This is a genomic window from Moritella sp. (genome assembly GCF_013215705.1).
Classification (GTDB): Bacteria; Pseudomonadota; Gammaproteobacteria; order Enterobacterales; family Moritellaceae; genus Moritella.
Map to the genome: position 1 here is coordinate 12,578 of NZ_JABSQR010000032.1, position 26,963 is coordinate 39,540.

Annotated in this window: 21 protein-coding genes and 8 tRNA genes; 12 read left to right on the forward strand and 17 right to left on the reverse strand. The window is 42.3% G+C overall.

What is annotated here, in order from left to right; translation table 11 throughout:
- Positions 1 to 49 precede the first annotated feature (49 nt).
- The 4 genes from trxA to fre all read left to right on the forward strand — a co-directional run bounded on the left by trxA (position 50) and on the right by fre (position 4,242).
- On the forward strand, positions 50 to 376 hold the full coding sequence (trxA, locus tag HRT96_RS18275) for a thioredoxin TrxA (protein WP_293159571.1): 327 nt from the start codon (positions 50 to 52) through the stop codon (positions 374 to 376).
- 274 nt (positions 377 to 650) lie between these two features.
- The gene (gene rho / locus HRT96_RS18280; RefSeq protein ID WP_006030845.1) at positions 651 to 1,913 is read left to right on the forward strand and encodes a transcription termination factor Rho; all 1,263 of its coding nucleotides are present in this window, start codon (positions 651 to 653) and stop codon (positions 1,911 to 1,913) included.
- A 111-nt stretch (positions 1,914 to 2,024) separates the two neighbouring features.
- Entirely contained in the window at positions 2,025 to 3,491 is a 1,467-nt protein-coding gene (ubiD, locus tag HRT96_RS18285) for a 4-hydroxy-3-polyprenylbenzoate decarboxylase (protein WP_293159572.1), read from the forward strand.
- A gap of 61 nt (positions 3,492 to 3,552) precedes the next feature.
- Complete coding sequence (fre, locus tag HRT96_RS18290; RefSeq protein WP_293159573.1) at positions 3,553 to 4,242, forward strand: NAD(P)H-flavin reductase; 690 nt, start codon at positions 3,553 to 3,555, stop codon at positions 4,240 to 4,242.
- Positions 4,243 to 4,322: 80 nt separating this feature from the next.
- Here the strand turns inward: fre and HRT96_RS18295 are convergent, their stop codons facing one another.
- The 16 genes from HRT96_RS18295 to HRT96_RS18370 form a co-directional block, all read right to left on the reverse strand.
- Entirely contained in the window at positions 4,323 to 5,495 is a 1,173-nt protein-coding gene (locus HRT96_RS18295) for a heme biosynthesis HemY N-terminal domain-containing protein (RefSeq protein WP_293159574.1), read from the reverse strand.
- Between the two features lie 15 nt (positions 5,496 to 5,510).
- Positions 5,511 to 6,632 carry a uroporphyrinogen-III C-methyltransferase gene (locus HRT96_RS18300; protein ID WP_293159575.1) on the reverse strand — a complete coding sequence of 374 codons (1,122 nt, stop codon included), beginning with the start codon at positions 6,630 to 6,632 and terminating at the stop codon, positions 5,511 to 5,513.
- On the reverse strand, positions 6,633 to 7,400 hold the full coding sequence (locus tag HRT96_RS18305) for a uroporphyrinogen-III synthase (RefSeq protein WP_293159576.1): 768 nt from the start codon (positions 7,398 to 7,400) through the stop codon (positions 6,633 to 6,635).
- Positions 7,397 to 8,335 (reverse strand): hydroxymethylbilane synthase, encoded by a 939-nt coding sequence (hemC, locus tag HRT96_RS18310; RefSeq protein WP_293159577.1) that lies wholly within the window; start codon positions 8,333 to 8,335, stop codon positions 7,397 to 7,399. Before hemC ends, HRT96_RS18305 begins: the two co-directional genes overlap by 4 nt.
- Positions 8,336 to 8,593: 258 nt before the next feature.
- Positions 8,594 to 9,151, reverse strand: coding sequence for a copper resistance protein CopA (locus HRT96_RS18315; RefSeq protein WP_293159578.1), 558 nt, complete (start codon positions 9,149 to 9,151; stop codon positions 8,594 to 8,596).
- A gap of 55 nt (positions 9,152 to 9,206) precedes the next feature.
- Positions 9,207 to 12,326: an efflux RND transporter permease subunit gene (locus HRT96_RS18320; RefSeq protein WP_293159579.1), complete on the reverse strand. Its 3,120-nt coding sequence runs from the start codon at positions 12,324 to 12,326 to the stop codon at positions 9,207 to 9,209.
- Positions 12,326 to 13,753, reverse strand: a complete 1,428-nt coding sequence (locus tag HRT96_RS18325) for an efflux RND transporter periplasmic adaptor subunit (RefSeq protein ID WP_293159580.1) — start codon at positions 13,751 to 13,753, stop codon at positions 12,326 to 12,328. Before HRT96_RS18325 ends, HRT96_RS18320 begins: the two co-directional genes overlap by 1 nt.
- An 8-nt stretch (positions 13,754 to 13,761) precedes the next feature.
- Positions 13,762 to 15,018, reverse strand: a complete 1,257-nt coding sequence (locus HRT96_RS18330; RefSeq protein ID WP_293159581.1) for a TolC family protein — start codon at positions 15,016 to 15,018, stop codon at positions 13,762 to 13,764.
- A 577-nt stretch (positions 15,019 to 15,595) separates the two neighbouring features.
- Positions 15,596 to 15,671 (reverse strand) — tRNA-Lys (locus tag HRT96_RS18335).
- 56 nt (positions 15,672 to 15,727) lie between these two features.
- Positions 15,728 to 15,803: transfer RNA gene (locus HRT96_RS18340), tRNA-Val, on the reverse strand.
- 39 nt (positions 15,804 to 15,842) lie between these two features.
- A tRNA-Met gene (locus tag HRT96_RS18345) sits at positions 15,843 to 15,919 on the reverse strand.
- Positions 15,920 to 15,970: 51 nt separating this feature from the next.
- Positions 15,971 to 16,046, reverse strand: a tRNA-Lys gene (locus HRT96_RS18350).
- Positions 16,047 to 16,102: 56 nt separating this feature from the next.
- A tRNA-Val gene (locus HRT96_RS18355) sits at positions 16,103 to 16,178 on the reverse strand.
- 39 nt (positions 16,179 to 16,217) lie between these two features.
- Positions 16,218 to 16,294, reverse strand: a tRNA-Met gene (locus tag HRT96_RS18360).
- A gap of 36 nt (positions 16,295 to 16,330) precedes the next feature.
- A tRNA-Lys gene (locus tag HRT96_RS18365) sits at positions 16,331 to 16,406 on the reverse strand.
- Positions 16,407 to 16,462: 56 nt separating this feature from the next.
- Positions 16,463 to 16,538: transfer RNA gene (locus HRT96_RS18370), tRNA-Val, on the reverse strand.
- A 409-nt stretch (positions 16,539 to 16,947) separates the two neighbouring features.
- Between HRT96_RS18370 and HRT96_RS18375 the strand changes: the two genes are divergently transcribed.
- Both HRT96_RS18375 and HRT96_RS18380 read left to right on the forward strand, forming a co-directional pair.
- Complete coding sequence (locus HRT96_RS18375) at positions 16,948 to 19,452, forward strand: class I adenylate cyclase (protein WP_293159582.1); 2,505 nt, start codon at positions 16,948 to 16,950, stop codon at positions 19,450 to 19,452.
- A gap of 938 nt (positions 19,453 to 20,390) precedes the next feature.
- The gene (locus HRT96_RS18380) at positions 20,391 to 21,047 is read left to right on the forward strand and encodes a Qnr family pentapeptide repeat protein (RefSeq protein ID WP_293159640.1); all 657 of its coding nucleotides are present in this window, start codon (positions 20,391 to 20,393) and stop codon (positions 21,045 to 21,047) included.
- Between the two features lie 651 nt (positions 21,048 to 21,698).
- Here HRT96_RS18380 and cyaY read toward each other — a convergent pair.
- The gene (gene cyaY / locus HRT96_RS18385; RefSeq protein ID WP_211673485.1) at positions 21,699 to 22,010 is read right to left on the reverse strand and encodes an iron donor protein CyaY; all 312 of its coding nucleotides are present in this window, start codon (positions 22,008 to 22,010) and stop codon (positions 21,699 to 21,701) included.
- A 76-nt stretch (positions 22,011 to 22,086) separates the two neighbouring features.
- On the opposite strand from cyaY, the gene HRT96_RS18390 reads away from it, so the two are divergent.
- From HRT96_RS18390 to HRT96_RS18415, 6 genes are all read left to right on the forward strand, one after another.
- Positions 22,087 to 22,299 carry a lipoprotein gene (locus HRT96_RS18390; protein ID WP_293159583.1) on the forward strand — a complete coding sequence of 71 codons (213 nt, stop codon included), beginning with the start codon at positions 22,087 to 22,089 and terminating at the stop codon, positions 22,297 to 22,299.
- Between the two features lie 68 nt (positions 22,300 to 22,367).
- Positions 22,368 to 23,624 (forward strand): diaminopimelate decarboxylase, encoded by a 1,257-nt coding sequence (lysA, locus tag HRT96_RS18395; RefSeq protein ID WP_293159584.1) that lies wholly within the window; start codon positions 22,368 to 22,370, stop codon positions 23,622 to 23,624.
- Positions 23,625 to 23,681: 57 nt separating this feature from the next.
- A complete protein-coding gene (gene dapF, locus HRT96_RS18400) occupies positions 23,682 to 24,512 on the forward strand; it encodes a diaminopimelate epimerase (protein ID WP_293159585.1) in 831 nt (276 codons plus the stop codon).
- Positions 24,509 to 25,234, forward strand: coding sequence for a DUF484 family protein (locus tag HRT96_RS18405; protein WP_293159587.1), 726 nt, complete (start codon positions 24,509 to 24,511; stop codon positions 25,232 to 25,234). Before dapF ends, HRT96_RS18405 begins: the two co-directional genes overlap by 4 nt.
- Complete coding sequence (xerC, locus tag HRT96_RS18410; RefSeq protein WP_366051781.1) at positions 25,212 to 26,213, forward strand: tyrosine recombinase XerC; 1,002 nt, start codon at positions 25,212 to 25,214, stop codon at positions 26,211 to 26,213. The genes HRT96_RS18405 and xerC overlap by 23 nt, the downstream gene beginning before the upstream one ends.
- Entirely contained in the window at positions 26,213 to 26,929 is a 717-nt protein-coding gene (locus HRT96_RS18415; protein ID WP_293159589.1) for an HAD-IA family hydrolase, read from the forward strand. The genes xerC and HRT96_RS18415 overlap by 1 nt, the downstream gene beginning before the upstream one ends.
- Positions 26,930 to 26,963: the final 34 nt, after the last annotated feature.

Below are 26,963 nucleotides of genomic sequence, written 5' to 3' on the forward strand. Positions count from 1 at the left end.
ATGAGTGCCACATATATATAGTAACAAAATTATTTTATTGGAGTTAAAAATGAGCGACAAAATTATTCAGCTAACCGATGCTGCTTTTGATACAGATGTTATAAATTCAGAATTACCTGTACTAGTTGATTTCTGGGCTGAATGGTGTGGACCTTGCAAAATGATCGCACCAATTTTAAGTGACGTTGCGGAAGAGTACGCAGGTAAAGTAATTATCGGTAAACTAAATATCGATGAAAATTCAGGCACGCCACCTAAATTTGGTATTCGCGGTATCCCGACTTTATTGTTATTTAAAAATGGTGCTGTAGCAGCAACTAAAGTTGGCGCATTATCAAAAGCGCAATTACAAAGTTTTCTAGACGAAAACCTGTAACATGTAAAATACTGACGAGATTTTGTTTTTTAATTTCGTCAGTATGCTACTATTCAGTGGACGAATAAAATTATTAATGCTAATTTCACTGTTCGTTTATTGTTCTATGTGTCGAATCAGGCATCATAATCAATGATCCAATCATTGATTCAATAACTCAAAAATATCGATTCATTACTTAGTTAATGTTTCACACACTCGATCATTGATTCAATTACTTTATCCTTGGTTGACTCCCGTTACGCAAAGGTTGCATAAGCTCGAACTCATCATTATGAATTTAACCGAATTAAAAAACACACCAGTTTCTGAACTTGTAAAACTGGGCGAATCTATGGGTCTAGAAAATCTGGCTCGCTTAAGAAAACAAGATATCATCTTCTCGATCCTAAAAGCTCACGCGAAAAGCGGCGAGGACATTTTTGGTGATGGTGTTTTAGAGATCTTGCAGGATGGCTTTGGGTTCTTGCGTTCAGCAGACAGCTCATATCTCGCCGGACCTGATGATATTTATGTATCACCAAGTCAGATACGTCGCTTTAACTTGCGAACGGGTGATACCGTTGGCGGTAAAATTAGACCGCCAAAAGATGGCGAACGCTATTTTGCGCTGTTAAAGATTGACCAAGTTAACTATGACCGTCCAGAAAACTCTCGTAATAAAATCCTCTTTGAAAACCTAACGCCAATCCACCCTATTGAACGTCTTCGTTTAGAACGTGGTAATGGCAGTACCGAAGATATTACCGCACGTATTCTTGATTTAAGTGCGCCGATCGGTAAAGGTCAACGTGGTTTAATTGTGGCACCGCCGAAAGCCGGTAAAACCATGTTATTACAAAACATTGCCTCTTCAATTGCGTTAAATCATCCCGATGCGATATTGATGGTTCTACTTATCGATGAACGTCCGGAAGAAGTAACAGAGATGCGCCGTCTGGTACGTGGTGAAGTTATTGCTTCTACTTTTGATGAGCCTGCGAGCCGTCATGTACAAGTAGCAGAAATGATGATTGAAAAAGCCAAGCGTCTTGTAGAACACAAAAAAGACGTGATCATCTTGCTGGATTCTATCACCCGTCTGGCACGTGCTTACAATACGATCACACCATCATCCGGTAAGATTTTATCTGGTGGTGTTGATGCCAATGCATTACACCGTCCAAAACGTTTCTTTGGTGCTGCACGTAAAGTTGAAGAAGGTGGTTCTTTAACTATTATCGCAACAGCATTGATTGATACTGGTTCGAAAATGGACGAGGTCATTTACGAAGAATTTAAAGGTACAGGTAACCAAGAGTTACACCTTAATCGTAAAATTGCAGAACGTCGTATTTATCCTGCTATTGATTTCACGCGTTCAGGTACCCGTCGTGAAGAACTATTAGCAGATAAAAATGAGCTACAAAAAATGTGGATCCTACGTAAGATCATTCATCCAATGGGTGAGATTGATGCGATGGAATTCCTGATTGATAAGCTGGCCATGACGAAAACGAATGATCAATTCTTCGAAGCAATGAAGAAGCAAAAATAATAATCGTTTAAGTTAACTGTCTGTGATTAATATTTAAAATAAACGCCATACATTTTGTTTTTATAACAAGTGTGTGGCGTTTTTTTTTCAAAAAATAGCGTGGAATTGTTTATGAAATATAAAGATCTGAGAGACTTTATTGCCTTACTTGAAAGTAAAGGCGAATTAAAACGTATTCATCAAGAAATTGACCCGTATTTAGAAATGACGGAAATTTGCGATCGCACATTAAAAGCAGGCGGTCCGGCATTATTATTTGAAAATCCGAAAGGTCATACTATGCCGGTATTGGGTAATCTGTTTGGTACACCCGATCGCGTGGCGATGGGCATGGGTCGTGAAAGCGTCAGTGAACTGCGTGAAGTGGGTGAGTGGTTAGCTTATTTAAAAGAACCTGAGCCGCCGAAAGGTTTTAAAGAGTTAATGGAAAAAGTACCGATATTTAAACAGGTGCTGAATATGCCCACCAAAAGACTGCGTAAAGCACCTTGTCAGGAAATCGTGTTAACAGGCGATGACGTTGATTTAAGTCAGATCCCTATTCAGCATTGCTGGCCAGGAGACGTGGCCCCATTAATTACCTGGGGTTTAACGATCACCCAAGGTCCTTATAAAAAACGTCAGAATTTAGGTATTTATCGTCAGCAAGTGCTGAGTAAAAACAAATTAATTATGCGTTGGTTATCACATCGTGGTGGTGCGCTGGATTTTAAAGAATTCCAAGAACTACACCCAGGTGAAAACTACCCTGTGTCTGTGGCGCTAGGTGCTGATCCCGCAACAATTTTAGGGGCGGTAACGCCGGTACCTGACTCGTTATCTGAATATGCTTTTGCAGGTTTATTACGGGGTAGTCGTACTGAAGTAGTTAAGTCTATTTCCAATGATTTAGACGTGCCTGCGGGTGCTGAAATTATTTTGGAAGGCTACATCGCACCGGGCGAAATGGCAGAAGAGGGCCCTTATGGTGATCATACTGGTTATTATAACGAGACTGACTCTTTTCCTGTCTTTACGGTGACGCACATCACTATGCGTAAAGATGCCATTTATCATTCGACGTATACAGGCCGTCCTGCCGATGAACCTGCGGTACTGGGTGTGGCGTTGAACGAAGTCTTTGTGCCGATTTTAAAAAAGCAATATCCTGAAATTGTTGATTTTTATTTACCGCCAGAAGGTTGCTCTTATCGCATGGCGATAGTCACAATTAAGAAACAATATCCAGGCCATGCGAAACGCGTGATGCTGGGGGTATGGTCATTCTTACGCCAGTTTATGTATACCAAATTTGTGATCGTCTGTGATGATGATATTAATGCGCGCGATTGGAATGATGTGATCTGGGCAATTACCACTCGCATGGATCCTGCGCGTGATACCACGCTGATTGAGAATACGCCAATTGATTACCTTGATTTTGCATCACCGGTATCGGGGCTTGGCTCAAAAATGGGCATGGATGCAACTAATAAATGGCCGGGTGAGACAGATCGCGAATGGGGTGTACCGATTGTGATGGATGAGAAGGTTAAGCAGCGGGTCGATGATTTATGGGACGAATTAGGGATTTTGTGATATAAATGAGCTAGATCATAGAAATTCGTGCTTGTCAGAGATTGAGATTGAAAGGGAATGTATGTTAAGAATTAAGTGTGAAGTGACATTATTAGAGTCGTATACAGAGACTGTATTTAACGTGAAGTTAAAGCCAGAACAAAAAGTTGAGTTCCAGGCTGGACAATATCTAATGGTGGTCATGGCTGAAGACGACAAGCGCCCATTTTCTATTGCTTCAAATCCAAGTAATGATGATATTTTAGAATTGCATATTGGCGCATCAGAACAAAATTCGTATGCAATGCAAGTAGTGGAAAGACTAAAATCAGGCACTATTGAAGTTGAACTGCCAGGGGGGAATGCTGGCCTAAGAGAAGAGTCTGAGCGTCCTTTAGTATTAATTGCAGGCGGCACTGGTTTTTCTTACACAAAATCTATTTTAGAACGAGCTGTAGAAGTTAGCTCTCGTCCAATCTCATTATATTGGGGTGCACGTGAAGCATCGCATTTATATGCATTCTCGTTGGCAGAAGAATTAGCTGCCGCGCACCCACAGGTGACGTTTATTCCTGTCGTCGAAACGGCGCCAGAACAATGGTCTGGTAAAATTGGCCAAGTGCATAAAGTGGTGATGGATGATGTTGCAGATTTAGCTGCGTGTGATATCTATATCGCGGGTCGCTTTGAAATGGTGGGTGCGGCGCGTACTGACTTTGCGCCATTAGGTGTGAAAGAGCATTTATATGGTGATGCATTTGAATTCATTTAATTGATAGTTAATTTGCTCGTAATAAAAAAGCCGTAACATTTGTTACGGCTTTTTTATTATCTTCAATTTAGCAATGTTAACTAAGCTTGCTGATGATAGTTTAAACTTTGTTTATAGGTTGTGTTGGCATCATTAACTAGACCTAATTTCTCGTAGGCGTGTGCGAGCGCGGAATAAGCAGAGGTAGACGGTGATTGGTTTATGCCTTGGCTTAATTCGTCAACAGCTTCATTCCAGCGACCTTCTTTCACCATTAACTGACCAATACATACTGCTAATAGGCCAGAACCTTCACGTGTTTTTTGTAGGCGCTTAAGGCGTTCGATCAAGGCGTGGTAGTCAGTCAGGTTTAATTTTGGCGTTAAACGGATCAGCTCTGGATATAACTCATTACTTAACGCATCCATCATCAGCAGGTAAGCAGATCGGTGATCATTACGACCCATCAATAGGCTTGCTGTTTCAGCTAAATAGCGGCCGTCATGTTTCAGTGTCTTAGGCAATGCGCTCCAAGTATCAAGCAAACCTGTACTACCTTGCTGTTTAGCTACTTCACCTAAATGTTGGAAATGACTATGTTTACTTAGCTCATCTGCTTCATTTGAGGTTAATAATTTTTGTTTTTGCAAGGGGGGAATAAGCGCGAGTAATTGGCCCCATTCTTTTCTTTCAATACACACGTCTTTGAATAACGCGAGTACCACTTTATGCTTTGGATATTTGCCATGTAAAGTGCACAGAGATACAAATGCTTGTTCAAATTGTTGCTGCTGAATTTGCAATTTGGCTTGGGTGAGCTCGACTGCAAGGGTATTTTTATCGGCGTTCTCGAGCGCTAATAACAAATACTCATCACGTTTTCTTTCATTACCCAATTCTTGTGCGGATTGCGCCGCAGTAAGGTAGTTTAATACTGGTACTCGTGCTTTTTTGGCTGCTTTTAAAGTTAACGTTTCTGCTTTTTTAAAATCGCCACTGACTAATGCTAAGATGCCTTTTTCTGTTTGTATTTTAGCACGAGCTTGATGATAACGATTAAACCAACCTAGACTGTGAGTCAGTTTATTGATTAATGCTTCGATCGCTAATAACGCAAAATAGAAGCCAACGACCATGATCACGGCACTGCTCACCGTTGCATCAATGATATAGTCTCCGGCCGCAATCATCACATAACCTTTATTGCCGATTAAGTAAGGGGCAACTATTGCACCTGCAAGCAGCAGTGCGATTAATACTATAAATCTAACCATGTTCTCTGCCTCCGCTTATTCTGCGCCAGTGTTATTTGTTAATGCGTTGATTTTACGATCTCTAATTGTCGTTTGAATCAATGCGGCACTGTTTAATTTAGTTGGGTATGTTGTCGTTATGATCACGTTACTGAGACTATCCAGACTCGTTAGCATACTTTTTGTTGCTGGCTGGTTGACGTCGTAATAACGTTTTATCCACGCTTTGGCTGTTTTTAGCGCTTGTTTAAATTTAGCTTGGTCTTGACGATGTACGGCTAACTCAGCTTGTAATAATTGGGTTTTTAAATTTTCAGTTAAATACCAAGCTGTTTGTGGTGATAGCAGCGCATCGACAGAGTTATCTTGACGGCGAATGGTAATAAAATTATCGCTGAACGATTTCCATGATTTAGTTAAGTTGGCTTTCCAGTCAGCGCTATCACTCGACAATTGCGTCTCAGAGGCCACGACTTCTGGACGGGTAAACCCAGCTAATGCCAAGTTATCAACTTCTTCTGCTTGGATCGCGAGTTTTAACGCTAAACCATCATGATCAATGCGGGGTAATTTACTCAGCGTGGTAATGTCTTGCTCAATTACCTTACGCAGCGGTAATAGGCTCGGATCATTTAATTGCGTTAGACGACGACTTGCTGATGATAATAATGCGAGGCTGGTATCAATATCTTGCTCTAAAGCTATCTTACGACCGGCGATACGAATTAAATATTCGGCTTCTGCGAGCATCCATTCATTAGGGTTACGCATTTTCAGGTTAGCTATCGCCAACTGTACGGTTTCCAATTGGGCAGCCGTTAACTCTTCGCTGCTTTGGATCTTAGTCAGTTGTTGCGTAGTTTTGGTTAATTGGCTAGCCACGATTTGCTTGTCTGCGCTGAGCTGTAGGCGTAACGATTGTTGGATATCTTTTTGATCTTGTAGCTGTGCTTGCAGCTTTGACAATACTTGCTGTTGCAACTGATGTTGTTGATGACTATGATAATAAAGACCCGCACCAAGCCCTAGCGTTAATAATATAGCTACAGCACCTGTGACTACACCTGCTTTACTTGCGGGTTTACCTTCCGTTGCTGTCGAGCCATTATTTGTTGTTTTAGTATTGGCACTTTGACTGCTATTCTTCTTGTCTGTCATTTAGCTTATTCCTATCTGCATATCCAATTGCTTAATAGCATTAAATAATGAATCATTTGATGCACCAGTCGCAATGGTGACGTGTTCTATTCCTAACGTATGAGCAAGTGCTGCTATTCGTTGACTAGGAACAATAAAGTGTAAGTTCAGTATCCAAGGTAACGCTGTGTAGGGTATCGTTTTTATCAGATTACCTAGAATTTCACCGCTAGTGATAATAACACTATTGATAGCGAATTGTTGCCACTTATTAATCAGCATATCTGGATCATAATCTGGAGCAGTTCGTTGATACACTTCACAATACGTCACGTTTGCGGTGCGTTGAGTGAGATCTTCGGCCAGCGTTTCTCGGCCACCATTACCGCGTAGAATGACAATTTTTTTGTGTTCTACTGATGTGTTGGAGAGTAATTTTAGCACCCCTTCACTATCATGTGTATCGGGTATTTGGGCGTGATTGATACCGTACTTCTGCCAGCTCAGTGCTGTCGTTGGACCCACTGCAATATAGTTAATTTTCTGTGGCCAAGCTCTATTTGCGTTTATTAGGCTGGTGTTAGCATAATTTACAGCATTATCGCTTATGGCAATAATATAGTCATCAGGCTGTAATTCGGCCAGTAATGAGCTGACTTTAGTAAACTGTTGTCCTGCCGAAATTTCGATAAATGGACAGCATAAGGCTGCGCCATCGGCAGCCGTAATTTGGCGAGCTAATTGTTCGCCTTTAACACGTGGGCGAGTGATTAACGCCCTGATCTTCATGCGTCAGATGAGTCGTAAACAGCGGCTAAAATTTCTTTAGCACCTTGTGCTAACAGTTTTTCAGCAAGTTCTAAACCCAGTTGATGGGCATTATTGCGGTCACCGCGGATCTCGGCGCGGATAACTTCGGTGCCGTCAGGCTTACCAACCAGTCCACGTAACCACAACTCATCACCGTCGATTAGTGCATAGCTACCGATAGGTACCTGGCAACCTCCTTCAAGTGCTAAGTTCATCGCCCGTTCTGCCAATACGCGATCACTGGTTAATGCGTGGTTTAATGGTGCGAGTAATACTTTTACACGTTTATCATCAATGCGGCATTCAATGCCTACAGCGCCTTGGCCTACAGCTGGCAGACTTTGCTCTGGCTCAATATAGCTAGCAATACGGTATTCCATATCCAGACGTTTTAGACCCGCAGCCGCTAAAATGATGGCATCATAATCTTTGTTATCAAGCTTGTTCAAACGTGTATTCACGTTACCACGTAAGTCCATAATTTTTAGATCTGGACGGGCTTCGCTTAACTGGCATTGACGGCGTAAGCTACACGTACCAACGATTGCCCCCGGTGGTAGTTCTTCAATCTGACGGTAGGTATTTGAAACAAATGCATCACGAGGGTCTTCACGTTCACAAATGACTTCTAAGCCTAAACCTTCTGGAAATTCAACTGGCACATCTTTCATTGAATGCACGGCGATATCAGCACGGTTTTCAAGTATTGCCACTTCAAGCTCTTTCACAAAAAGACCTTTACCACCCACTTTTGCTAACGGCGTATCTAAAATGATGTCACCCTTGGTTACCATTGGAATTAATTCAACGGTAAGATTTTGATGGATCGCTTCTAGACGTGCTTTTACATATTCAGCTTGCCACATTGCAAGTGGGCTCTTACGGGTTGCAATTCTTAGTGTTTCAGTTGCCATGTTATTTCCAAATTTAACTAGATTGGCTAAATATTAACAGATTTAATCTGTTAATAGTTGATCTAAAATGGGGTTATTTGTAAAAAATACCGCTTATTTAACGACTCCATAACATAGGTAATTGGGCCAAAAGTAGTAAATTATTTAGTGAGAACAGGCGAGATAGATAAATCGTGGCAAGGTTGAGATAATGCTTTAAGCGTTGGTTATGAAGCTGCAGCGCGTTGTGCTGCAGCTTTATAAATTAATGACGATTAACTAGTCGCAATTAAGGCGGAAGGCTTTATGACTTTTCTTGATGTGCTGCTTAATGTTGCCAAGGGCCGTTTTAACTTCACCTTTTGTTGTTGCGTCTTGCAACTGGTTAAAAAGGTGTGTTAATTTGCCCATACCTTGCTGGTAAGCCATATGTTGCATATGGGTACTATGATCCATGCCGTCCATATTCGCCATACTGCTGTGGTCCATGTCTTTCATGTTTTGCATATTCGCCATATTGCTGTGGTCCATGCCTTTCATGTTTTTCATATTCGCCATATTGCTGTGGTCCATACCTTTCATGTCTTGCTGCAGTTTTAACGGTACTTCATCTTTAGCCTTCGTGCTATTCGTCAATAATTTTGTCATCTGAATTTGCATTGCGGCTTGGTCTCCACGCTTAAATGCACCGACATAGGCTTTTAAATCATCACTCATCTCTTTCATTATACTGCCGAGTTGGGTATCTTTACAGTGACCGTCACCATCGCTGTGGGCAAATGCCGGTGAACTTATTGCGGCGCTAAGTGCGATTGCTAGGGTTATCTGTTTAAACATAATATTGCTTCCTTGTTATATAAAAACTTAATTTATTTATTGTTACTAGACTGTGTTAATCAATCATTTGAGATCTTAAACTGACTGATTTCCACAAGTAGAAAGACGCTGGTAATACTAATAATGTCAGAATAACGGCTGAACCCATGCCGCCAATCATAGGTGCTGCAATACGTTGCATTACTTGTGAACCGGTACCGTCACCATACATAATGGGTACTAAACCTATGATCACCGTCGCGACGGTCATCATCACGGGACGCACCCGAAGTCCGGCACCATCCATCACCGCTTGCTGTAATTTTGCTTTGGTTAACTGACCGGTTGCCAGTGCACTGTCTAATGATTGATTTAAATACACTAACATGATCACACCAATTTCGACTGACACCCCGGCCAAGGCGATAAAGCCAACCCCAACGGCAATGGAGAAATTATAGTTGAGTAAATATAACAACCAGATACCGCCAATCATAGCCAGGGGCAGGGTGGCTAAAATAAGTAACACTTCGCCAACGCGGCGGAAAGCCAAATACAGTAATAGTACAATGATTACTAATGTGGCGGGGATCACGACCGATAGCGTGGCTTTAGCACGTTGCATATATTCGTATTGCCCCGACCAGGTAATTGAATAACCCGCCGGTAAGACGAGCTGTTCGGCTACTGCTTGCTGGGCATCGATCACATAAGAGCCAAGGTCGCGGCCATCAATATCCACATAAATCCAACCGTTCGGGCGGGCATTTTCGGTCTTGATCATCGGTGCGCCGTCTTCTACGTAGATATTGGCGACATCACCTAAGGCGATCCGCGCGCCTTGCGGTGTGACCAGCGGTAATAACTTCATCTGTTTGATGCTGTCGCGATAAGTTTGAGGATAACGGATATTCACCGGATAGCGCTCTAAACCTTCAATTGTCTGTGTCACGTTCATACCACCGACTGCGGTGGCGATCACGGCTTGAACATCGACAATGTTAAGGCCATAACGCGCGGCTTTTTCACGTTGAATATCAACCTTAACATAACGGCCACCGGCGACGCGTTCGGCATAAGCGGACGCAGTACCGGGTACGTTAAGCAAGATTTTCTCTATCTGTTTACCTATTTTTTCGATTTCAACTAACTTTTCACCGGCGATCTTGATGCCAATCGGGGTTTTAATCCCTGTCGCGAGCATATCGGTACGGGTTTTGATTGGCATCACCCAGGCGTTGGTTACCCCTGGGAATTGCACTAATTGATCCAGTTCTTGACGTAAACCTTCTGAGGTCATGCCTTCTCGCCACTGCGCCTTGGGTTTTAACGTAATAAAGGTTTCTATCATCGTTAATGGCGCTGCATCGGTGGCGGTTTCGGCACGTCCTGCTTTACCCCAAACCCGTTCTACTTCGGGCACTGTTTTGATCAATTTGTTGGTTTGTTGCAATAATTCTCTGGCTTTACCTATGCTGATACCGGGGTAGGTTGTGGGCATATACATGAGATCGCCTTCATCCAATGGCGGGATAAATTCACTGCCGATTTTATTCACCGGATAAAAACCGACGACTAATAACCCGGCCACGAGGCAAAGTAACAATACCGGGGCTTTTAAGCTTAATGCCAGCACCGGACGGTATAGCGCAACTAACCCGCGGTTAATCGGGTTTTTATGCTCAGGTAATACTTTACCGCGGATGAAGTAACCCATTAAGACGGGCACTAAGGTGACTGCCAGTCCAGCTGCTGCGGCCATTGAGTAGGTTTTGGTGAAGGCCAGAGGTGCAAACATTTTGCCTTCTTGTCCTTCCAGTACAAACACGGGCACAAAGCTAAAGGTAATGATCAGTAACGAGAAAAACAGTGCCGGGCCCACTTCAGACGCCGCTTTCGCGATCACCTGCCAACGATTGGTATTAGTTAGCGGGGTTTTCTCCATGTGTTTATGGACATTTTCTACCATCACAATTGCGCCATCAACCATGGCACCAATCGCGATCGCAATACCACCGAGAGACATGATGTTGGCATTAATGCCTTGCCATGACATGATGATAAAGGCCACCATGATGCCAACCGGTAAACTGACTAACACCACTAACGAACTACGAATATGGAATAAAAACAAGGCACAAACTACGATAACGACAAGAAATTCTTCCAGTAATTTCAGGTAGAGATTCTCGACTGCATTATCGATTAATGTCGAGCGATCATAAGTGGGCACAATCTCAACACCAGTTGGTAATGAGGCTTGTAAGGTTTTTAGTTTGGCTTTTACTGCGGCGATCACTTCACGTGCATTCTCGTTATAGCGCATGACGATAATACCACCCACCACTTCACCTTCACCGTTTAGTTCGGAAACGCCACGGCGCATTTGTGGACCCAGTACAATATCGGCGACATCACCAAGCAGTAATGGCGTGCCCGTACTGCTGAGCTTTAAGGGGATGTTTTTCAAGTCATCAATTGAGCTAATGTAGCCATTGGCACGTACCATGTATTCGGCTTCGCCCATTTCGATGACGCTGGCACCCGCTTCTTGATTCCCATCTTTAATCGCTTTAGTGATCAATGATAATGGGATCTGATAACTGCGCAGTTTATCGGGGTCGACAATGATCTGGTATTGCTTAACCATACCACCAACCGTGGCGACTTCAGATACACCGGGCACGGTTTGCAGTTCATACTTTAAAAACCAATCTTGAATGCTGCGCAGTTGGCTTAAATCGTGATTACCGCTGGTATCGGTAAGGGCATAAGAATATACCCAACCCACACCCGTCGCATCAGGGCCTAACGCCGGTTTAGCAGTGCTGGGTAAATTTGGCGTTACTTGCGATAAGTATTCTAACACCCGTGAACGCGCCCAGTACATGTCGGTGCCATCAGCAAAGATGACGTAAACATAGGAATCACCGAAGAACGAATAGCCACGTACCGTTTTAGCTCCGGGTACAGATAACATCGCCGTTGTCAGTGGATAGGTGACTTGGTCTTCGACTACCTGAGGTGCTTGTCCGGGGTAACTGGTTTTAATAATAACCTGGACATCGGACAGATCGGGGATCGCATCAATGGGGGTATTTTTGATCACATAACTGCCGTAGATCAGTACCACTAAGGTGGCGAGTAACACCATGATGCGATTGTTAATCGACCATTCAATTATTTTCTTGATCATTACAGCTCTCCCTCATCATCAAAGTCTAACCAAGACAGGTCTTCATCTGCAGTGGGGGTCGCTGGTTTTTCGGTTTGCTGCATTTGGCTATGGTCCATGCCTTCCATTTCCCTATTATCTCTAGCCCCAATACGAGCAAAATCGGCGGTGAGACTCGATTCTGAGTCAATCAAAAATTGCGCGCTGGTGACCACGTTATCGCCATCGTTTAAACCCGCTAACACTTCCACATAACCTGCGGACTCTCTGCCTAAGGTGATCTTGACTGACTGATATTGGCCATTGCCTTTGGCAAGTACGATACGATCAAAATTACCGGCGCGAATAATCGCTTCACGTGGTACTTGTACTGAATCGGTTTGTATTTGGCTAATTAATTTTAATCTTGCGAACATATTCGGTTTTAATTGCTTATCTGTGTTCACAATCTTGACCCGTACTTTTAAGGTTCGGGTGACCGCATTTAAGACCGGATAAATATAATCGACTTCACCAAGCCAAGTTTTACCTGGAAAACTGTCTAATTGCATTTCTGCTTTATCACCCACTTGCACTAATCCGGCCTGTGATTCAAATACCTCGGCTTGCAGCCATATTTCGGTTAACTGACCGGCTTCGACGATTTGTGCTGACGGGGAAATGTAAGCACCTTCACGGATGCTTAATTTAGTGATGTAACCGGATTCAGGCGCATAAATAGTGATGTTCTGCAGTACTTTTTTCCTGCGGTTAACTTGGTTGATTTGGTTTTGGCTGATGCCCAATGCCGATAATCGATGTTTGGCTGACGCGATCAGGGTTTTATTGCCGATGCGTAAGGTATTAAGCAGCTCTTCCTGTGCTTTGATGAGCTCGGGTGAATACAGAGAAAGTAGTTTTTGGCCTTTATTTACATATTCACCTTCGCTATTAATATAAAGCTTATCGACCCAGCCCGATACGCGGCTGTTAATTTGCCACAAGGTATCTTGATTAAACTCTAACATTCCGACGGTATTGATCTCGGCAATGAAAGGGCGCAATACGGCTGTTTGAGCGCGTACCCCTAAGTTATTTTCTACTCGCGCTGAGATAGTGACTAAACCGGCATCGTTTGCGGTTGTCGCATCGGCATAAACCGGGATCAAGTCCATGCCCATTGGCGATAGACCCGGTTTATCGCGACGATAGTTAGCATCCATGGGCGCGACCCAATAGAGTAGCGCTGGTTCTGCTGCTTTCGTGTCGGCATAAACAGGGACTAGATCCATGCCCATTGGTGATTTACCGGGTTGATCACGACGGTAGTTGGCATCCATTGGTGCGACCCAATAGAGGATACTTGGTGTGGCGGTAGTGTCGGTATTATTTGTTGGTGGATTGGTAAACCAGGCACCTACTGCAATACCGAGTGCCAATGTGATTGAACTGGCTAATAATGTTTTCATGTCGACCTCTATAATGCTTGAAAGTAGCGAATGCGGGCTAAAGTTTTTAAACTTTGGAAATGCAATTGATGATATTCGAGCTCGAAAGCCTGTTCATCCATTAATGCTTTGATTACTTGTTCAAAATCATTGGTATTAGCTTGGTAGCCTTGCATGACTGCCGCACTATTTAATTTGGCTTGTACCAGTAACGTGTCTTGATAACGTTGCATCCGGGCTTCGGTATTACTGAAGTTAGCGATAGCACCATTTAATATGCCATTGAATTTTATTAGTAATAGGTCTTTTTCCGCTTGCTTCATGCCTTTACCTTGGGTCGCGGCGATCACCACTTGATCCTGTCGGTTACTGGTAAAAAGCGGCACGTTCATCGTGATAAAACCACTGATTAAATCACTACGACTAGAGCCGGTATTCATGTCCATGGATTCGCGGTGACCATAGCCAATATCCACCTTGAATGCGGGTTTATACGATTCATTGGCTGTGGCAATGGTATTTTTAGCAATATCAATGGCTTGTTGCGCGGCTAATACTTGTGGGTGATTGGCGAGTAATGCGTAATGTTGCACCTGTGCTATCTGCGCATACTCACGACTTTGTGACCATTGTGGTAATTGCGGATCTAGGTCGGTAAACGCTTGCGGGCCAACCCAAGATACCAGTTGTCCGCGTAAGGCTTGCTCTTGCTGGGCAAAGGCGGAAATTTTGTCATCAAATTTCGCTAGTTCAAGTTCTGCCTTTATTAGATCTTGATTTTGTTTGTAACCAAGTTCGAATTGGCGATAGAGATTGGTTACGTTCTGACGGAACAGATCCTGATTTTTAACCAGTATCTGCTGTGCCATACGGGTAAAACGAATATCGAACCAAAGTTCTCTGATCTGCAGTTTTAATTCCAATTGACGATTTTCTGCTAGATGAATACTTTGTTGCGTTTGTAGGGTAAATCCTTTGGCATTGAGTTCGAGCGTATCACCCCGTGAAAACTGTTGTGATAGGCCAAGACTAAATTGGGTCATGGGATCGTCTGACAATGAAAAGCTGTCGATCGGTACATTCGCTAAACCGAGTTTTATCATTGGATCGGCAAGTTGCGATTGGCTGATGGCTTGTGCTTTAAAGCTAGCTTGTTGCGCACGGTATAAGGTTGTAGAGGGATCGCGTTGTAGCGCAATATCTTCTGCAACAGATAGCGTTAATTGTTGGGCATTAACATTTAATGTCAGTAATGCTAATAACCCCAAATAAAATTTGGATGGCATGGTATTCCCTTAATTAATTGGTGTTTAAAAACGATTAAAAATCAATTAATGAGAGGAGGTCGATAGAGGCTATCTTGGTGTTGTTTTAGAGGTGGGGTTAATTCGTAACGTAGCGAGTTACTTTGTTTATAGCTGTTTAAGAGCAGCTTATTATTGTAATTAATAAATGATGATACGCAGGTGGTATTACAGTCATTACAATTATCCATATTGCTGCAATCATCGTTATCATATGGGGTTGTGGCATGCTGAACTTGCGGATTATCATGCTGCATTTTACTTATACTATCTTGAGCGTAGCACGGCATGTCTTGCATATCACAAGACATAGTCGCGGACATAGTTCGCATGCTCATTGCCTGAAGCGGTAATGAGAATGTGTTTATTAATACTAATAAAATTAATAGCACTATGCGCATAAAGTAAAATACATTAAAAGTGAATGATGAATATAACGGGATGATAATCTTTACCTCAAGGGGAAGGTCAAGTGTTGAGGTGGGGATATTACGCGGTAAATTTTAGGTATAAAAAAACCTCGATAAACGAGGTTTCTTTATTTATTCTGGTAAGAAAGTGGTGGGCTGTGAAGGATTTGAACCTTCGACCAATTGATTAAAAGTCAACTGCTCTACCAACTGAGCTAACAGCCCCCGTATTCTTTCTTTATAAAGTCTCGTCAAAATAACTAACCAAACTTAATAACTTGTGGTGGGTCCTACTGGGCTTGAACCAGTGACCCTCGCCTTGTAAGGGCGATGCTCTCCCAACTGAGCTAAGGACCCACAATATTTTTTAGCGATAGTTGTGGCTATCGTTTAAACTGGTTGCGGGAGCAGGATTTGAACCTACGACCTTCGGGTTATGAGCCCGACGAGCTACCAGACTGCTCCATCCCGCGACAATTTTGTTTTCACTGCTTATCTAATAGTAAGAGATAACAGTAAGAAAGTGGTGGGCTGTGAAGGATTTGAACCTTCGACCAATTGATTAAAAGTCAACTGCTCTACCAACTGAGCTAACAGCCCCCGTATTCTTTCTTTATAAAGTCTCGTCAAAATAACTAACCAAACTTAATAACTTGTGGTGGGTCCTACTGGGCTTGAACCAGTGACCCTCGCCTTGTAAGGGCGATGCTCTCCCAACTGAGCTAAGGACCCACAATATTTTTTAGCGATAGTTGTGGCTATCGTTTAAACTGGTTGCGGGAGCAGGATTTGAACCTACGACCTTCGGGTTATGAGCCCGACGAGCTACCAGACTGCTCCATCCCGCGACAATGCTGTGTGTTCTGTATCAGAACTAAAGAAAGTGGTGGGCTGTGAAGGATTTGAACCTTCGACCAATTGATTAAAAGTCAACTGCTCTACCAACTGAGCTAACAGCCCCCGTATTCTTTCTTTATAAAGTCTCGTCAAAATAACTAACCAAACTTAATAACTTGTGGTGGGTCCTACTGGGCTTGAACCAGTGACCCTCGCCTTGTAAGGGCGATGCTCTCCCAACTGAGCTAAGGACCCCATACGTTCGATTAATGTTGGAAACGTTGTTTTGAAGCAGCGCCCCTAATCGAGGAGGCAGATATTATCCAGATCTAAATGTTTATGCAACCCCTAAATCAATTATTTTATTTAAATTGATTGCTTGCGATCTTTTTTACTGCTTTTTGTCTATAAAGTGCGCGTAATTGATTGGTTTACATCAGCGTGTCTAAATAGTAGGAAACAAATTAACGAACGGCCATAATAATATGAATACCAAGTTGCTCTAATCCAACATTAATAATGTGACTATTTTGGTGCTATAAGTTTACCATTATCTAGAAAACTGTTAGCATCATCACACTTCTATGCCTGCCTTTATAGGCTAAATTTTGTTGTAAAAAATCAACAGAATTTAAGCATGATTTCTCTCATTTAAGGTTTTATTTTGCAGAATAAAATTGTTGAACTGAAACGTAAAGCTAAGTTATTCAATCAACTTAGACTTGATCGCGCCTTATCCCTAATGGATGATAACGGGCGTAAAGTGACAGCTATTTTACCTCTTTTACTGCATTGTAATCACCCCAACCTACCTGTTTATCTTGATGGTGCAGTGCCAACCGGCATCTGTTTATTTATCCCGGATGCACAACAACAAGATTATTTAACCTCATTAAATGTAGCACTAGATGATGAAAAATGTGTCACTTGTTCACCAATATATAGCTTATATGCGATGGGGAGTACCGGTTCTATCGGTCAAAATTGGCGTAGTGATTTAGATATTTGGGTATGTCACGATCCTGCCATGAGTGATGAGGATGCGCAGTTATTAGAGGAAAAATGCACACTGATAACCGCGTGGGCTGAGACCTTTAATGTTGAAGTTAACTTTTTCTTGATTGCTGAAGATAAATTTAGAAAAGTGAATAATGCAGTGATGACGAAGGAAAGTTGTGGCAGTGCTCAGCATTTCTTGTTACTCGACGAATTTTATCGTAGTGCACAGCGGATCGCCGGTAAACCAAGCCTTTGGCATATTTTACCGGTTGAATTTGACAATCATTATGATGATTATGTTGATCAATTGGTGGCTGATGGTGTCATTGATCGCGAAGAGTGGGTCGATTTAGGTGGTTTCCCGTGTATTCCTGCTGAAGAATATTTTGGTTCTGCGTTGTGGCAGCTCTATAAAGGTATCGATTCTCCTTATAAAGCGGTATTGAAAACCTTATTAATGGAAGCTTATTCGGCGGAATACCCAAATAACCGCTTGTTATCGCAAATAATGAAAGAAAATTTTCAATTGGCGTCTTCACAACAATTAACTTCTTCACCGCAATTGGCATTATCACACGATACCTATTACCAGATTTTAATCAAAGTAACGGCCTATCTCGAAAAAATCGGTGATAATGCTCGCGTTGATTTATTACGTCGCTGTTTTTACTTGAAAATGTTCAGTGGTAATTGCGCGGCAGAAAAACTAGCGCGCCCAGAATGGCACCGTACCTCTGTGGCTGAAGTCATTAGTGAATGGAATTGGCACCCTGATCGTATTGCCCATCTGGATAATCGTGACAATTGGAAGATCGAACAAGTACAAGAAGCACATCCCGAATTACTTGATGCCATGATGAAGGGTTATCGTAATCTGATTGGTTTTGCCCGTCGTAATAATATTAGTGAATCGATTAATCCAGCAGATATCGGTATTTTATCGCGTAAGTTATACGCCGCGTTTGAGTCTCTGCCGGGCAAAGTGACTTACATTAACCCCCAGATCTCGCCAGACTTATCCGAACAACAACTCAGTTTTGTGCAAGTTCCCCATGGCCGTTTTAATAATGCCGGTTGGTACTTATATAATTCATCGTTAGACCCAATGCAGATTGTTGGTCGTAAACCTTTAGAGCATAACGGTTATCTGAGTAAGTTGGTGGCATGGAGTTACTTCAATGGCTTGATGGCGGATAACACTCAAGTGGATATTTTCAACCAAGATTCAGATATGAATAGCGATGTATTGAATTCATTCTGCAAAGATCTTAAAAATAAATTTCCTATTCAAGCCAAACCTGCGTCGAATCAAGCATTAAGCCGGCCTTGTGAAATACGCGACTTATCCATATTTTTGAATTTAGAATACGATCCGACCAACCATTGGGGCGGTCGTATTATTGAGTTTGATACCAATACCAGTGATGTATTCTCATTTGGTGATTGTAAAGCTTGCTTAGTCGGTAGTATCGACCTGATTTATCGTAATTCTTGGAATGAAGTACGTACGCTGCATTTTTCTGGTGAAGAACGTATTGTCGATGCATTAACCACGATCATGGGCAAGATGCATCAAGATGCAACAGAACCAGATTCAATTAAAGTCTTTTGCTATAGTTTACATTTCCGTGGTTTGATCCGGCATAGTTTCGAACGCTTGGTGCGTGATTGTATTAGTACCCGATTGCAGCGTGATAAAGATCAGATTGTGAAAATGATCACGATTAGTGACGACCGCTTTGGCATTTATTTTGAACGCCGCGGTGTCTCTATTCGTAAACTTGAAACCTCTTTGGATCTGTATAACCATATTTCAGAGCGTAAATTACAGCAAATGCCGCTACGAATTGATAAAACTACGACGGCTGAAGGTACGCCATTAGCGGTGGAATCACATTCATCAGAAGGATTAGTGCAGTTCTTTTTTGAGAATTATAAAAACGGCTTTAATGTTTATATTGTTGATGAGGCTAACCGCGTAGAAACTTACCAGCATTTAAGTGGCAATAAAGATGAACTGATCAAAGGTGTGCACCGTTTTTATACCAACTCTCAGGAAGAATCTCGTCACGAAGGTGCCTTTGCTAATTTCAACTTACCGCAATTTTACGATATCGTTTATTCCGAAAATAAAGAATTAGAAGTCATTCCTTACGTATCCACTAAATAACCCCATTTTATATAAACAATTCTTATCGCTTAGTTGGTTTTATTGAAAAAGGCGAACATTATTTTCTAGTTTATTGTTTTACTGTAAGACATTGTCCATTTAAGTTGTAAGAATATGCCATTTATCTATTGTGGTCGTATTCGTTTTAGCTCATGTGATACACCCTGTCCTGAAATTTAAAACATTGATATAAATCAACTTATTTATTTTTGTGACTTGGATCTTGTATTTATTTTGAAAAATAATTAATTTCCGTATTGCGACAATATTGGATTTCTCTATAGTAGGTACCCGTAAGGACGCACAACATAGTTGGTAAGGATTACTGACTAGATATGGATTATCGAATAGGATTTACCACAGGATGTGGTTGCAAGGAAAAGTCTTCAGGATGAAGATGCGATGGACACTCAACGGATATGAGTATAAAGGACACCTCCAGGATGGAGATGAAATAAATCGGATTGATTTATTGTACCAGGATGGTAATAACAAAAACCCGATGGATTGGGAGTTAAACCTAAAGGAAATTAGGTAAGTCAATTTGCAGGGAGCAAAATAAGTTCAAGGATTGGGCTACATGACTACTTAAGGACGGCATTTATGCCGTCCTTTTCTTTTATCTGCTGTTTATGTCTACGTCTCTTTCAAGTATCACCAAACGCTCACCCTGCTGGTTTATCGTACGATCCCTTGCCGTGATTGCTCATTTATTACCACAGCTGTTGATGGCGCTTAACAACGCTTATATGAATAGTTGTTGTACATTCGATTGCCATCCAGTTATATTCATTTTATCTCCTCTATAGCTCAATTACCCCGCTCAAAATGGCAATATTGTTAACCTACTTTTATTTAAAATAAGTCGTGTAATAGTACTAGGCCAGATGCCTATGTTGATAGTAATCTGATGTAAATTCGAGCAAGAGAACGAGATGATGAAGACGACCGATAACACCTTTATTGACGCCGATTTTACCGATCAAGATTTAGAATCGATGATCTTTACTCGCTGTGCATTTTACCGTTGTAATTTTAATCATGCGCAGCTCAGTGATGCGCAGTTTGTTGATTGCCAATTTTTTGAATCGGGTAACATTTCTGGCTGCCGATTCGATTATGCCGATTTAAAAGGCGCGAGTTTTAAAAACTGCGATTTAAATATGAGTCAGTTTGTTGGGGCTGAGTGTTTTGGCATTGAATTTCGAGGCTGCAATTTGAAAGGCGTAGATTTTAATCGCGCTAGTTTTGCTAATTACATTACGCAAAAGTCCTTCTTTTGTTCTGCGTACATTACCCAATGTAATTTGAGTTATGCCAATTTGGCTGATCAGCGGCTCGAAAAATGTGAATTATATGAAAACCGTTGGACGGGTTGTAATTTAGTGGGGGCCTCATTACAGGGCTCAGATCTGAGCCGTGGTGAATTTTCGCAAGAGAGTTGGCAGCAGTTTAATCTTCAACATTGTAATTTAAGTCACGTGGATCTCACCGGTCTCGACCCAAGACGGGTTAATTTACACGGTGTGACCATTTGCAGTTGGCAGCAGGAACAACTATTAGCGCCTTTGGGATTAATTATTCATGGTGATTAATAAGGTTGAGTGATCACGATCACAGATTAACTGCTGTTCCTTCATACGATACCGGCGTTGAAATTATTGGCTGTTACCGGCGTGTAAGAGATCGACTATTTATGTTGATAGACAAAGTCGCTATTTTTAAGTGTGATCCTAGGGTGTGAATAGATTTATTGCTATTACTGTAATGCTTAAAGCCTATTCTCGCGGTATTTGTAGCGATTCGCACTGAGGAATTAGTGTTCATGCACTAATATAATTTGTTTTTTATCGCTATTTATTGTTTTCAGGTTTGCTATATTTGTTTCCAGAGACGCAGGAAGCTCATCAGGATGATGACTTGGCACTCTACATGAAACCGCAAGGATGTGGTGGATTACAAGGATAGCACTCACGGATTTAGAGTGAATAAAGGACACCTCCAGGATGGAGATGAGAAGCAGGTTAGGATGACTTGTTAGGCTAGGATTGCCAAAGGAACAACTCAAAGGATTGGGGAAAAGTAAATCACCTAATGGATTAGGTAAATGTCTAAGTGCAGGGAGCACAATCAGTTCAAGGATATGAGCTATTACGACAACGTAAAAGGGCTGCACTAGTTACTAGTGCAGCCCTTTTCTTTGTCTAAAATTTAGGTTTTATATAAATAAGACCTATCACTTCACATTAGAAATTAACATTTTCACCGCCTTGATTCTTAACGGCTTCGGTTAATACCAGTGATAATTCTTGTTGGGTGCGGTTATCAATCCATGCATCATTGATAAATGCAAAATGATGGCCATTCGCTTTTGTTGCTACCCATAACTGGTGTAATGGCGCTTGTTTATTCAAGATAATTTGCGAGCCATCACGACAATATAGAGTCAAAATACTGTTGCTGTTTTCATAATCGAGTTCAACATCACTGTCATCAATGATTTCTTCAAAGCTTATTAATAGTTCATCAACCTGTTGGTGGAATTCTGAATCAGTCATTTTTTATTAATCCTATTGCTTTTAATTTTGTCAGTGCGATTATAAGGGATAGAATTAATTTATCATTGAGTCGGTTATGAGCCAAGCAAGAAAAACAATATTTATTACATTAGCTTTTATGTTTAGCGCTGGTTTACTCAGTGGTTGTGGTATTTCAGGTCCTTTATATGCACCTGGCACGGGACCCGATGCCGACAAAACCAAACAAATCCAGGTAGCAACACCAGCTTCCGAAAGTGTAGAGCGTGATGACGCAGCTGGCAAGACGCCAAGTAGCGACACAGAATAAACATAACATTGGCACATGATGTGCTGTGAATGAGTTAGTTTACGAATTAAAAGACAAGGAATAGAGCATTGGATTACTTTAATTATCAGGATGATGGCCAGTTATTTGCGGAACAATGTGCAGTTGCAGACGTAGCAGACAAATTTGGTACGCCAACGTATGTATACAGCAGAGCGACAATTGAACGTCATTGGCATGCATTTAATGATGCCGCTGGTGCGCATCCGCATTTGGTTTGTTACGCCGTAAAAGCTAATTCAAATATTGCCGTGTTAAATGTACTGGCACGTTTGGGCTCGGGTTTTGATATTGTCTCTGGCGGAGAGCTATTACGGGTGATTGCGGCCGGTGGTGATCCAAGTAAAATTGTATTTTCTGGTGTCGGTAAAACCGTCGCCGAAATTAATTTAGCGCTCGATCATCATATTCATTGTTTTAATGTTGAATCGACGCCGGAACTGGAACGTATTAATGACATTGCGCTGAGTCGCGGTGTCCAGGCACCGATATCGATTCGCGTGAATCCTAATATTGACGCGGGTACCCATCCTTATATTTCGACGGGTCTGAAAGAAAATAAATTTGGTATCGATATTGATTTAGCGGAAGGCGTGTATCAAGTCGCAAGTAAAATGCCGGGGATTAAATTAAAAGGCGTTGATTGCCATATCGGTTCACAATTAACCGAGTTATCACCCTTCTTAGAAGCTGTTGATAAGCTTCTGCTATTAATTGATAAATTATCAGCGCAAGGTATTGTACTTGAGCATCTCGATGTTGGAGGTGGCTTGGGCGTACCTTATAATGGTGAAACACCCCCACAACCGGCCGAATATGCGCAGGCATTAAAAGATAAATTAGCCGGACGTAAACTGGCGCTTATTTTTGAACCGGGTCGTGCAATCATGGCGAATGCTGGTATTTTGGTCAGTAAAGTTGAGTATATTAAACTTACGGAATATAAAAACTTTGCTATCGTTGATGCTGCCATGAACGATCTTATTCGTCCAGCGCTATACAGTGCGTGGCAAGCTATTGCGCCAGTGAACAAATCATTAGAGCGTGAATGTTTAAACTATGATGTGGTTGGTCCTATTTGTGAGACCGGCGATTTCTTAGGTAAGAGCCGTGATTTAACGATCGCGATGGATGATTATATTGTCGTCCGTTCTGCCGGTGCTTATGGTTCAACCATGAGTTCAAATTATAATTCTCGTAGTCGCCCTGCCGAAGTGATGGTAGATGGTGATGTGGCCCATTTGGTCCGTCGTCGAGAAGAACTGGCTGAGATCTGGAAAGACGAAGCGATTTTACCTGCGGAATAGTAGTTTACCTGCGTAATAATAGTTTACCTACTGAATGATATAAGGGTACAGGGTCATATGTTTATACAGTTTTCAAAGATGCACGGTCTGGGTAATGATTTCATGGTCGTAGACTGTGTTACTCAAAATGTATTTTTTAATAATGATAATATCCGTCGTCTGGCAGATAGAAATACCGGTATTGGCTTTGATCAACTGCTTGTGGTTGAAGCGCCTTATGATCCTGAACTCGACTTTCATTATCGTATCTATAATGCTGACGGTAGCGAAGTAGAGCAATGTGGTAATGGTGCACGCTGTTTCGCTAGTTTTGTTCGCCATAAAGGCTTAACCAATAAGACCAAGATTGCGGTAAGTACCAGTGGCGGTAAGATCTCCTTGCAGGTGGAATACGATGGTCAGGTTACGGTGAACATGGGGGTGCCAGAATTAGCCCCAGATAAAATTCCGTTCCGTGCCACCAAGCAGGAAAAAACCTATATTTTACGTGCGTTAGACAGCACGGTATTTTGTGGTGCCGTGTCGATAGGTAATCCGCATTGTGTGACAATCGTCGATGATATTGACACTGCACCATTGGCCGATCTTGGTCATGCGATCGCCCATCATGAACGTTTTCCTAACCGTGTTAATGCTGGTTTCATGCAAGTATTGTCGCCGGACCATGCCAAATTACGGGTTTATGAACGTGGTGTTGGTGAAACACAAGCTTGTGGTACTGGCGCATGTGCCGCCGCGGTTGTGGGCCAATTACAAGGGAAGCTCGGCCAAGATGTGTGTATTGAGCTGCCTGGTGGTAAATTGCAAATTTCATGGCGAGGTCCAGGTACACCGGTATTTATGACCGGTCCGGCAACACATGTATACGATGGACAAATTAATATATGAGCGACACTGACGCTGCGATGTTAATCGTGGAAAAGCCTGCTATTTCAGAGCAAAATGTGATTGCTTTTTTGCAGGCCAACCCTGATTTTTTTGTGCGTAATAATGACTTAGTTGATACGCTAGCTATATCTCATGGTGGGCAAGGCTGTGTGTCTTTAGTGACGTTGCGGTTAGAAAGACAACGCCAACGCATTGCAGATTTAGAGTTGCAGTTACAGCAGTTAGTCGCTATTGCGGCAGACAACGATAAATTATTCCGTATTTATGCTGATATTTATACGGCGCTATTTAATTGTACTTCTGTGATGCAAATGCAGCGTATTCTGGTGACGCAGATCCAATCTCAATTGCCGTTAGCGGCCGTAAATTTACATCTGAATGAAGCTCATTTTCACCTTAAATCGCAATATCTGCCGCTCGCTATTTCAGCTGGACAGTTAGTGCGTATTCGTCAAAAGCAGTTTGCCGGTGGTGATCATTACTTCGGCCCTGTTACAGGTGCCGATAAAGCATTACTGTTTGGTCAAGATGCCTTGGTTAACTCTATGGCATTGATGGCATTGGGCGAGCGTGGAGAGTATGGCTTACTCGCTATCGGTAGTGCTAACGCCGATCATTATCAAGCGGGCATGGATAACTTGCTGTTAGGTCAGCTTTGCCGCATTATCTCTACCCTGTTACCGCAACTGATGCCTTCACGTGACAACGCCATTAAAAAATAATACCAGTGCAGGTAGTGAACTGCCTGCACGATCTGATCTACCGACACAGTGCGATTTACCTGTGCAATTAGCTAAACCGATAGAACGGTTTTTACGTTATATCACCAGTGAACGACAACTGAGTCTACATACTGTGCGTAATTATCGCCGCCACCTGATCTTATTCGCCGAGCAAATGCTGACGTTACCGATCACCGAATGGCGTGCGCTTGATGCATCTCAGGTTCGCAAGTTAGCGACCTTAAATCATAAACTGGGTTTATCACCTCGCAGTCTGGCAACCAAATTATCAGCCCTGCGCAGTTTCTGTGATTACTTGGTATTACAAGGTGATTTGAATGCCAATCCTGCTAAAGGCGTATCAGCACCACGCCAACATAAACCGTTACCGAAGAACCTCGATGTTGATGAAATTAATCAATTATTATCCGTGTCTAATGCGGTAGATACCGACGACCCGTTTTTAGTGTTACGTGATAAAGCCATGATGGAGTTAATGTACTCGGCGGGTTTGCGGTTAGACGAACTGGTCAATTTGGATTTAACCGATGTTAAGTTACGTGAAAAAACCATGCGGGTGATTGGTAAAGGTAATAAACAGCGTCAGTTACCGATTGGTAGTATCGCGATCACTGCATTAAAAGCCTGGTTGGCAGTACGTGGTGAATATGCTGACAACGCGCAACCAGCATTATTTGTTAGTCAGCTTAGGCGTCGAATATCGCACCGTAGTGTACAAAGTCGGATGGCGAAGTGGGGCCAACAACAAACGCTGACTAGCCATGTTAATCCCCATAAGTTACGTCATTCATTTGCGACGCATATGCTCGAGTCGAGTGGTGACTTACGTGCGGTACAGGAATTATTAGGGCATGCCAATATTAGCACCACCCAAATCTACACCAGTTTGGATTTTCAACATCTAGCCAAAGTGTATGATGCCGCTCATCCTCGTGCGAAAAAGAAAAGAGAAGACTGATGAAATTCTATCGACGATTACAGCCGATCAAAGCCATGAGCTTCGATCTTGACGATACCTTATATGATAACTACCCGATCGTGCGCCGTGCCGAGGCTTGGATGCACATGCATTTACGCAGTCAATATCCGCACATTACTCATTTAGATAGTAATGCTTGGCTACAATTAAAGCGCCATGTGCTTCATCAACAACCGCACTTGGTACATGATGTCAGTGGCATCCGTATTGCTTGTTTAACCGCGTTATTTTTACGCCACGGTTATAGTGAGCAAGACGCTGAGTCTGTCGCTAATACTATTTTTACCCAAGTACTGGCAGTACGCAGTGACTTTGTCGTACCGGAAAAGACCTTTGCGGTATTAGCTGAATTAGCGAATCAGATCCCGTTAATTGCGGTGACTAATGGCAATGTCGATACGGATAAAATTGGCTTAACGCCATTTTTTACCGCGGTGATAAAACCCGGTAATGGCTTGAGAATGAAACCGTACCCTGATTTATTTTTATTAGCAGCAGAAACATTAGCGTTACCGCCACAACATATCTTACATGTCGGCGATCATCTTAACTCCGATGTGGCTGGGGCGATCACCAATGGTTTTATGTCTGCGTGGTTTAATGACCAGCAACAATCGCTCATGACGAGTAACAAAGCCAGTCATTTACCGGATATTGAAATAACCCACTTGGATGAATTAACAAGCCTGTTATAATCCCCCCATTCTACTGATTAAATATACAGTCTAA

What these genes read in the sequence shown, in the direction of transcription:
- trxA (WP_293159571.1), top strand. Translation starts at nt 50, where the DNA reads ATGAGCGACAAAATTATTCAGCTAACCGATGCTGCTTTTGATACAGAT.
- rho (WP_006030845.1), top strand. Translation starts at nt 651, where the DNA reads ATGAATTTAACCGAATTAAAAAACACACCAGTTTCTGAACTTGTAAAA.
- ubiD (WP_293159572.1), top strand. Translation starts at nt 2,025, where the DNA reads ATGAAATATAAAGATCTGAGAGACTTTATTGCCTTACTTGAAAGTAAA.
- fre (WP_293159573.1), top strand. Translation starts at nt 3,553, where the DNA reads ATGTTAAGAATTAAGTGTGAAGTGACATTATTAGAGTCGTATACAGAG.
- HRT96_RS18295 (WP_293159574.1), bottom strand. Translation starts at nt 5,495, where the DNA reads ATGGTTAGATTTATAGTATTAATCGCACTGCTGCTTGCAGGTGCAATA.
- HRT96_RS18300 (WP_293159575.1), bottom strand. Translation starts at nt 6,632, where the DNA reads ATGACAGACAAGAAGAATAGCAGTCAAAGTGCCAATACTAAAACAACA.
- HRT96_RS18305 (WP_293159576.1), bottom strand. Translation starts at nt 7,400, where the DNA reads ATGAAGATCAGGGCGTTAATCACTCGCCCACGTGTTAAAGGCGAACAA.
- hemC (WP_293159577.1), bottom strand. Translation starts at nt 8,335, where the DNA reads ATGGCAACTGAAACACTAAGAATTGCAACCCGTAAGAGCCCACTTGCA.
- HRT96_RS18315 (WP_293159578.1), bottom strand. Translation starts at nt 9,151, where the DNA reads ATGTTTAAACAGATAACCCTAGCAATCGCACTTAGCGCCGCAATAAGT.
- HRT96_RS18320 (WP_293159579.1), bottom strand. Translation starts at nt 12,326, where the DNA reads ATGATCAAGAAAATAATTGAATGGTCGATTAACAATCGCATCATGGTG.
- HRT96_RS18325 (WP_293159580.1), bottom strand. Translation starts at nt 13,753, where the DNA reads ATGAAAACATTATTAGCCAGTTCAATCACATTGGCACTCGGTATTGCA.
- HRT96_RS18330 (WP_293159581.1), bottom strand. Translation starts at nt 15,018, where the DNA reads ATGCCATCCAAATTTTATTTGGGGTTATTAGCATTACTGACATTAAAT.
- HRT96_RS18380 (WP_293159640.1), top strand. Translation starts at nt 20,391, where the DNA reads ATGAAGACGACCGATAACACCTTTATTGACGCCGATTTTACCGATCAA.
- cyaY (WP_211673485.1), bottom strand. Translation starts at nt 22,010, where the DNA reads ATGACTGATTCAGAATTCCACCAACAGGTTGATGAACTATTAATAAGC.
- HRT96_RS18390 (WP_293159583.1), top strand. Translation starts at nt 22,087, where the DNA reads ATGAGCCAAGCAAGAAAAACAATATTTATTACATTAGCTTTTATGTTT.
- dapF (WP_293159585.1), top strand. Translation starts at nt 23,682, where the DNA reads ATGTTTATACAGTTTTCAAAGATGCACGGTCTGGGTAATGATTTCATG.
- HRT96_RS18405 (WP_293159587.1), top strand. Translation starts at nt 24,509, where the DNA reads ATGAGCGACACTGACGCTGCGATGTTAATCGTGGAAAAGCCTGCTATT.
- HRT96_RS18415 (WP_293159589.1), top strand. Translation starts at nt 26,213, where the DNA reads ATGAAATTCTATCGACGATTACAGCCGATCAAAGCCATGAGCTTCGAT.